General features: G+C 69.2%; 7 protein-coding genes and 1 pseudogene. 6 read left to right on the plus strand and 2 right to left on the minus strand.

Features of this window, described 5'->3' with window-relative positions:
• The coding region (locus ACFW2E_RS36040; protein ID WP_384472994.1) for a transglycosylase domain-containing protein at window positions 1–211 on the minus strand (211 nt) is incomplete at its 3' end.
• Window positions 212–416: 205 nt separating this feature from the next.
• Here ACFW2E_RS36040 and ACFW2E_RS36045 point away from each other — a divergent pair.
• From ACFW2E_RS36045 to ACFW2E_RS36055, 3 genes and pseudogenes are all read left to right on the plus strand, one after another.
• Window positions 417–1343, plus strand: a complete 927-nt coding sequence (locus ACFW2E_RS36045) for an RNA polymerase sigma-70 factor (RefSeq protein WP_384472977.1) — start codon at window positions 417–419, stop codon at window positions 1341–1343.
• A 448-nt stretch (window positions 1344–1791) separates the two neighbouring features.
• A pseudogene (locus ACFW2E_RS36050) lies at window positions 1792–2995 on the plus strand (IS110 family transposase).
• A 63-nt stretch (window positions 2996–3058) separates the two neighbouring features.
• Window positions 3059–3337 carry a hypothetical protein gene (locus ACFW2E_RS36055; RefSeq protein WP_384472980.1) on the plus strand — a complete coding sequence of 93 codons (279 nt, stop codon included), beginning with the start codon at window positions 3059–3061 and terminating at the stop codon, window positions 3335–3337.
• 203 nt (window positions 3338–3540) lie between these two features.
• Here the strand turns inward: ACFW2E_RS36055 and ACFW2E_RS36060 are convergent, their stop codons facing one another.
• Window positions 3541–3732 (minus strand): hypothetical protein, encoded by a 192-nt coding sequence (locus tag ACFW2E_RS36060; protein ID WP_384472983.1) that lies wholly within the window; start codon window positions 3730–3732, stop codon window positions 3541–3543.
• Window positions 3733–3897: 165 nt separating this feature from the next.
• Here ACFW2E_RS36060 and ACFW2E_RS36065 point away from each other — a divergent pair, with 165 nt between their 5' ends.
• The 3 genes from ACFW2E_RS36065 to ACFW2E_RS36075 all read left to right on the plus strand — a co-directional run bounded on the left by ACFW2E_RS36065 (window position 3898) and on the right by ACFW2E_RS36075 (window position 7405).
• Window positions 3898–4365, plus strand: coding sequence for a copper-binding protein (locus tag ACFW2E_RS36065; protein WP_384472986.1), 468 nt, complete (start codon window positions 3898–3900; stop codon window positions 4363–4365).
• 560 nt (window positions 4366–4925) lie between these two features.
• Window positions 4926–6563 carry an alpha/beta hydrolase gene (locus ACFW2E_RS36070; protein WP_384472988.1) on the plus strand — a complete coding sequence of 546 codons (1638 nt, stop codon included), beginning with the start codon at window positions 4926–4928 and terminating at the stop codon, window positions 6561–6563.
• A complete protein-coding gene (locus ACFW2E_RS36075; protein WP_384472991.1) occupies window positions 6560–7405 on the plus strand; it encodes a hypothetical protein in 846 nt (281 codons plus the stop codon). Before ACFW2E_RS36070 ends, ACFW2E_RS36075 begins: the two co-directional genes overlap by 4 nt.
• The last annotated feature ends 385 nt before the right edge of the window (window positions 7406–7790 follow it).

Raw genomic sequence — 7790 nt, forward strand, 5'->3', positions numbered from 1 at the left:
GGGTGATGGTGGAGCCGGACTGCTTGCCCTTGCCGGTGGCGGTGTTCCAGCCGGCGCGGACCATGGCCGCGGGGTCGATGGCGGACTCGGTGTAGAAGTCGCGGTCCTCGGCGGCCAGGACGGCGTGCTGGGCGTCCTTGGAGATGCGGGCGATCACCAGGCTGGCGTTGCCGAACCGCTTGGCGAACTTGGCGCCGATCTCGTTGGTCATCAGGTTGAAACGGGGTTCCATGACCGCTCCTCACTCGTGACGTCCCGTGCCGTTGCACTGGACGAACACGAGATGCCGGCGAGCCGGTCCTTGTGACAGCACGGGAATGTGACGTGTGCCACCGGCCGGAGGTGTCACACGGCGGCTGGGACCGGCGTCTTGTGTGCGACACGGGCAACCGCGAGAAGACGGGCAGGAGCCAGGCATGGGCGAGCGCAGTGAGCGAACTACGGACACGGCCGGGCCGCACGCTCATGGCGGACACCGGGACCGCGCCACCGAATCGTTCGTCGCTCAGCGCAACCTGCTCTTCACCGTCGCCTACGAGATGCTCGGTTCAGCCGCCGACGCCGAGGACGTCCTGCAGGAGACCTGGTTGCGGTGGGCGGACGTCGATCTCGACACCGTGCGAGACGAACGTGCGTACCTGGTGCGGATCACCACCCGGCAAGCCCTGGGCCGGCTGCGCACGCTCGCTCGCCGCAGGGAGTCCTACGTCGGCCCCTGGCTGCCCGAACCACTGCTGACCGCTCCCGATGTGGCCGAGGACGTCGAACTGGCCGACAGTGTCTCGATGGCGATGCTGCTGGTCCTGGAGACGCTCACGCCGACCGAGCGTGCCGTGTTCGTGCTCCGCGAGGTCTTCGACCTCGCCTATGACGAGATCGCGGAAGCCGTGGACAAGAACCCGGCCGCGGTCCGCCAGATCGCCCACCGGGCACGGGCGCACGTCGCCGCGCGCCGACCGCGCGAGGTCGTCTCCCCGGCCGAGACCCGCGACGCCCTCGACGCGTTCCAACGAGCGATCGAGACGGGCGATCTGCAACGCCTGCTCGACGCCCTCGCGCCGGACGTCGTCTTCCTCAGCGACGGTGGCGGAGTGGTGCGGGCCGCGCTGGCGCCCGTGGTGGGAGCCGACAAGGTGGCACACGTGCTGAGCAGGATCGCGGGCACGATGTCGCTGCAGCCGGTGCAGGTCAATGGCTACCCGGCGCTGTTGGTCCGGCTCAACGGGGAGATCGACACCGTGATGGCGGTGCGCGTCGAAGACGGCCTCATCACCGGGCTCTACGTCGTGCGCAATCCCGAGAAGCTGTCACGTGTCGAGCGGGTGACAGCCGTGAGCCGCTGAGGCCGACGGCGGCCGACGGCCGGGGACTCACGGCTCGTCAATCGCCCGGGAGAGTCACCCCGGCAAGGGAGTCACCTACAGCGCCGAGGCCCGGGTGGGCACTGCCGTGCTCTCCACCGGGACCACCGGACCGGGTGCGATCGCCCCCGGGCGCCGGGCGCTGCCGGCGCTACGGAGCCCGGGCCGACGTGGATGCCGCGCACGGCGGCTTCTCCCCGCTGCCGGCGGGAGCGGACGGGCCAAAGTCGCTCCGTAGGTTGTCCGGCGGTCCGGAAGAGTGGGGTGTGGCTCTGAAGTCGCTTGCCCAAGTGGCTCCGGTGGAGTGGCCGCCCCGTTCTTCGGTATGCCTGGCCGCTGATGGAGATCTGCGCATTGATCGCTGTTTACGGAGCTGACGGCGGGTGTTCCTCGGGCCGAACGGCACACTGCCTGAACCGAGGAGACGCACATGGCCGAGCATCTGATCCGCCTCTGGGTCGGGATCGACGCCGGGAAAGCCCATCACCGGCTTGCCGGGGTCGACGAAACCGGGGTGACGATCTGGAGCAAGAAGGTCCTCAACGACGAGAGCGCGATTTTGACCGCTCTCGGCGAGATCCTCACCCTCTCCGACCAGGTGCACTGGGCCGTTGACATCGCCGGCACCGCGTCTGCGCTGTTGCCGGCATTACTCGCCGCCCACGGGCAACAGGCCGTCTACGTTCCCGGCCGGACGGTCAACCGGATGTCCGGCTCCTACCGCGGTGAAGCCAAGACCGATGCCCGGGACGCCTACGTGATCGCAGACACCGCCCGCATGCGGCGGGACTTCCCCTCCATCGAGGTTCCCGCCCAGCTGGCAGCCGATCTGTCTCTGCTGACCGCCCACCGCACCGGCATGATCGCCCACCGGGTCCGCATGCTCAACCGGCTCCGCGACATTCTCACCGGGATCTTCCCCGCCCTGGAACGGGCTTTCGACTACGCCGACCACAAAGGCGCGCTCATCCTGCTCACCGGCCACCAAACCCCGGCAGCCATACGCCGCCACGGCCAAGCCCGCCTCACCGCATGGCTCAAGGGACACAACGTCCGCAACCCCGACGCAGTCGCCGCCACCGCCCTCCAGGCCGCCAGGACCCAGCACGTCACGCTGCCCGGTCAGGATGCCGCCGCCGGCATCGCCGCGGACATCGCCACGCAGACCCTCGACCTGGACGACCGGCTCAAGCACATCGACCAGCAGATCAGGCGAACCTTCCGCACCCACCCCCTGGCCCACATCATCGAGTCCCTGCCGGGTATGGGCCCCATTCTGGGCGCCGAGTTCATCGTCGCAGCCGATGATCTCAGCGCCTACGCCGACGCGGGCCACCTCGCTGCCGCCGCCGGCCTGGTGCCTGTTCCACTTGATTCCGGACGCCGCACCGGCAACCTGCACCGCCCCAAGCGCTACGGCCGACGCCTCCGCCGCGTCTTCTATCCGTCCGCGCAGGCCAGCGTCATCCGCGAAGGCCCCCAACCGCGACTACTACTTGAAGAAGCGGGCCGAGGGATGCAAGCACGTCCGGGCCGTCATCGCCCTCGCCCGCCGACGTGTCGATGTCCTATGGGCGCTCATGCGCGACGGCAGACTCTTCACCTTCCATCCACCCGTCGCCCAAGCCCCCTGAAAAGGCCAGTGCACCGCGCCTACCTGGCGATAGGCTCCGGGCCGAACCAGGAAGGTGGGTCCGGTGGGATTCGACGCAGAACGATCAGCGCGCATCGCTGCCATGCGGGAAACCGCACGGCCCGTCTGGGAGGCATCCGGCGACACGGACACACTCCAGCAGTTCCTCAAAGACAACGGGTGTCACGGTGTGGAAGCCGTATTCGTGACCATGGGCCTGCTGAACTGCGATCTCGGCGAAGCCCAGCGAGCCTTCCTCAACGCCCCATGCCGCGACGCCGAACGCCGCTTCCACAACGACGCCATGGACGCGCTCGCAGAGGCTGCCGACCACGACGTTTGACAGCACCACCGGCCGGTGGAGCCTCTTGACCCGGCCATTGAGACCCCAGCCGGATCCCTGGCGCGCCATCTGCTGCCGCCCACCCCGCAGGGGCGGGGGCACGTGCCGGCAGTGGGCCGCAGGGCGGCTCTGAAGTGGGCCGAGCTCATCGACTCGTCCGATCTTCTGACCCTCTACCAGCAGCCTGGGCTCGACATCGGCAGCTACTTCCGTGCGTCGAACCGGCCGCCCTCTCCCCGATCGATCACGCCTCGGCGCACATCCCCGACGACGGTATGACCACCCACGACGCCGTCTTCGTCAGCACGCTCCGGGCCCCTGCGGACGCATTCGCCCACCGCCACCCCAAGATCGACCGCGACACCGACGGCGCCGGTTTTACGCAGCGTGCTCATGAAGCCGGAGAGCGAACACCACGTCGGGCAGTTGCACGCCGCCGTTGAACGCCTCGTATGACACCGGCCGGCAGCACATCGCAATCCCTCCAGGGCGCTGAGCCGTATCTGTCGTAGGGCGGTGCGGCTCAGGACGCGGAAAGGGAACAGCGAGGAGGACCGGCCATGGCTGGAAGGCTGAATCGGCGCACAGCGGCGGCGGGGGCGTGCGCGGTGGCACTGGCCGCCGTGCTCTCCGCGTGCGGGAACACGGGCTCGGGCTCAGGAGGAGCACAGGCCCCGTCCAACACGGCGCAGAACTCGGCAGGCACGACAGTGTCCGTGCAGCTGACCGAGTACAAGGTGGACCTGTCGCCGAAAACGTTCCAGCCCGGTGAGTACACGTTCGTGGTCAAGAACGTCGGGCACATCGGGCACTCCCTGGAGGTCGAGGGCCAGGGCAGCGACGTTCGGCTCTCGCACGACGTCCAGCCCGGCCAGTCGGGGCAGCTCAAGATCACGCTGAAGAAGGGTTCCTACGACGTGTACTGCCCGATTGACGGGCACAAGGACCTCGGGATGAAGACGGACATCACCGTCGGCGGCGGAAGCACGGGGGGAGGCGGGACCCCCTCCAACAGCGGCGGCTACTGAGATCGCGGACCGTGGCAGAGCGACCCCCGGACCCCTGAGTCCACCCATGGGTGCCCCTGGGGGTGCGGTGTGCCCATGGACCTAGCGGGGCCGGGGCTGTGTTCGGTGCTGCCGCCGCTGGAGAGGAAGACCCCGTCACGACAGGCCGCCCGTCACGACAGGCCGCCCGTCACGACAGGCCGCCCGTCACGACTGGTCGCCCGTCGCCGCAGGCGCCCCGGAGGGTTCCGGGGCGCCCATCCGCGGTCGCAGCCTCCGAAGACCGCGGAATCGTCGCGAGCCGGGGCGCGACGATGGCGTGCTTCTCAGGGATACCGGTGGTGTCCGGGCCACGCCAAGGGGTACGCGTCCGCGTCAGCTTCTCGTAAGAACTCCGCTGCCTTGTGTGGCATGCGGTCGCCGCGGTCCCCCGGCCACGCTCCCCCGGCGTCGGCAGCTCGGCCGTTCGGCCGCGGCCGGCTCGCGCGCCGCGCCGGGCCGGGGTGTGGTTGACGGGGATGCATGCCGACGTCCAGCGGCATGGGTCGCAGCAGGGGGCCAGCCGTGAAAGGGGACAGGGCATGCACATATCCGGGCCGGCAGTGGGCCGTCGGACTCTCGCCGTGGCGGTCGCCGCGACGGTGACCTGTTCGATGTCCCTGACCGGGCCGGATCTCGCCTTGGCCGACGGTACGCCGACGCCTTCGGTGCCCGTCCCGAAGCTGAACTGGATGCCCTGCGTTCAGGGCAAGCGGTTCGACTGCGCGACAGCGAAGGTGCCGCTGGACTACGCCAACCCCGACGGCCGCACCATCGAACTGGCCGTCGTGAAACGGAAGGCGACGGGCCCCGGGCGGCGCATCGGCACTCTCTTCTTCAATCCCGGCGGCCCCGGCGGCCCCGGGACGGTCCAGATGCCGCAGAACTACGAGTTCTTCCCGCGTGAGGTCCGGGAGCGGTTCGACATCGTCAGCTGGGATCCCCGCGGGGTCGGCAACAGCACCGCGGTGAACTGCTTCGCGAGCCCCGAGGAAGCCGGCGCCTGGATGTCGAGCAAACCAGCGGGTTTCCCGGTCGGTGAGAAGGAGCGGAAGAGGTGGATCGCCGCCTTCGCGGATCAGGCCAACCGATGCATGCAACGTGACCCCGAACTCCTGCGTCACGTGTCGACCGCCGACACGGCTCGCGACCTCGACCAGCTCCGCCAGGCCGTGGGCGACGCGCAACTCACCTACTTCGGGATCTCGTACGGCTCGTTCCTCGGCGCCACCTACGCCAACCTCTTCCCCGGCAAGGTCCGCGCCATGACCATCGACAGCAACATAGACCCGCAGGCCTGGACGAACCACGCCTCCGACGCCGGCCCCCGGCTCACGACGTTCCTGCGCATGGGCTCGGACCGCGGCGCGTCGGCGATCCTGGACCGGTTCCTCGCCCTGTGCGGATCCGTCACGACAGACCACTGCGCCTTCTCCGCGGGCAGCCCGAAGGCGACCCGGGACAAGTTCGACCAGCTGATGAAGCGCCTCCGGGAGCACCCGGTCGGCCCATGGACCTATGCCGCTACGGTCGGCGACGCAGTGAGCGGACTCGACATCGTCCACCCCGGCTGGACGGACCTCGCCGGCCGGCTGCAGGACCTGTGGCAGGGCCGTGTCCCGCGACAGCCCACTCCCCTGCCCCCGCCACCGGTCCCCAATCCGTACACCGGCGACGAACAGGGAGGCGCCGTACTCTGCTCCGACAGCCCCAATCCGCGTGACCCCGGGGTCTATCACGCCCTGGAGGAGGCCAGCGCGCTCCACGCGGGCGACACCGGCCGCTTCTGGACCTGGGCCGCCGAACCGTGTGCCACCTGGCCGGCGGTCGCCGCCAACCGTTACCGCGGACCGTGGAACAAGCAGACGGCACACCCCGTCCTGGTGGTCGGCACCACCCACGACCCCGCCACTCCGTACGCGGACGCCCAGGCCATGACCAGGGAGCTGGCCGACGCCCGTCTGCTCACCGACCACGGCTACGGGCACACCGCGCTGCTCAACCCCAGCAGTTGCGTGAACGATTACGAGAGCCGCTACTTCATCGACGGTGCTCTCCCTCCGATCGGAACCACGTGCCTGCCGGACGCACCACCCTTCTCCGCGCCCGAGCCGACCGGCGGCATCGCCACCGGCGGTGGCGGGACAGCCCGCGACACGCACGTTGAAGTCACCGAGTGAGCCGGTTCGAGGAGCATGCCGAGGGATGTGGGCCGTTCACCACACGGCTGACCTGGCAGGCAGATGATGCCAGCATCGCGGTCTGGGAGTCCCGTCCGGCTCGTAAGCGTGGGGTACTCACCGTGCGCGCGGCAGGAGAGCGCGAATCGCGGTCGCGGAGCGCGGACGCAGTCGCGCTCCGCCGTCTGCGCAGGCTCAACACCATCGCGGCTGTTGCGTTCACGATCGGCGGAGCCCTGTTCGCCCTCGGCGCCGGTATCAGTCAATTCGGGGCGGGTGCCGCGACGAGTGCCTCGGTCTACTTCGCCGGAGGTCTGTTCTTCAACACCGGCGGATACGCTTCCCTCCTGCAGGCGATCAACACTCCCCACCGGAACAGCAAGACCGGTTTCCTGGAAACCGGACGTTGGCGATGGTGGACCTACGAACCCTTCCGGATCGATTGGCTGAGCACCTTCACGCTGTTCGCGGGAACAGTGGTCTTCGGCGTCAACCTGCTGGATTCGTTCCTTCACGGACTTTCGGTCCAGCAGGCGAACAGGCTGATCTGGGCTCCCGACATGGTGGGGTGCTTCCTGTTCCTGGCCTCGGGGCATCTGGCTCTCCTCGAGGTGTGCCACGGCCGGCCCCGACTCCGCGTGCACAGTCTCGGCTGGTGGATCGTCGTGATCAACCAGATCGGTTCGGTGCTCTTCCTGCTCTCCGCGTTGGCCGCGTTCACCCGTCCCGCGACCGGAAGCCTCGTCAACGTCGGTGTAGCCAACTGGGGCACGCTGCTGGGCGCGCTGTGCTTCTCCGTCGGGGGCATCCTCCAGCTCTTCGAACGGCCGGGCAAGCAGTGACTACGCGGACGCCCGGGCCGACGAGGGCGTGCGACGCGGTGCTGGTCAGGGCGACGCACCGGGACATCCCACGGCTCACCCAGAAGCCGAGCGTGCCCAGGGCCGTGACCGTGCCGGTAAGCGGGACCAGAACCGGGCGCCGCTGCCCGCGGCAAGCGGCGGCCGTCACGGGCGCCGCCGCGGCCTGGAACAGCGCGACGACGGCCGTGTACAGGTCCGCCCGCACGACGGAGAAGGGCAGTTGAGAGCAAGGCGCTTCTTCCTTCCCCATGTCGCAGACGGCCTGCCCCATGTCACAGACGGCCGGACTGGTTCGTCTCGGGTTTCGAAGACCGACTTTGGATCAGGAAGGTGATGGTCATGCGGGTGTGCGTGGCTGGCGGGT

It is taken from the genome of Streptomyces sp. NPDC058964 (assembly GCF_042741275.1).
GTDB lineage: Bacteria > Actinomycetota > Actinomycetes > Streptomycetales > Streptomycetaceae > Streptomyces.

Coding starts and splice junctions, on each gene's coding strand:
- ACFW2E_RS36065 (WP_384472986.1), top strand. CDS start 3,898: ATGGCTGGAAGGCTGAATCGGCGCACAGCGGCGGCGGGGGCGTGCGCG.
- ACFW2E_RS36070 (WP_384472988.1), top strand. CDS start 4,926: ATGCACATATCCGGGCCGGCAGTGGGCCGTCGGACTCTCGCCGTGGCG.
- ACFW2E_RS36045 (WP_384472977.1), top strand. CDS start 417: ATGGGCGAGCGCAGTGAGCGAACTACGGACACGGCCGGGCCGCACGCT.
- ACFW2E_RS36060 (WP_384472983.1), bottom strand. CDS start 3,732: ATGAGCACGCTGCGTAAAACCGGCGCCGTCGGTGTCGCGGTCGATCTT.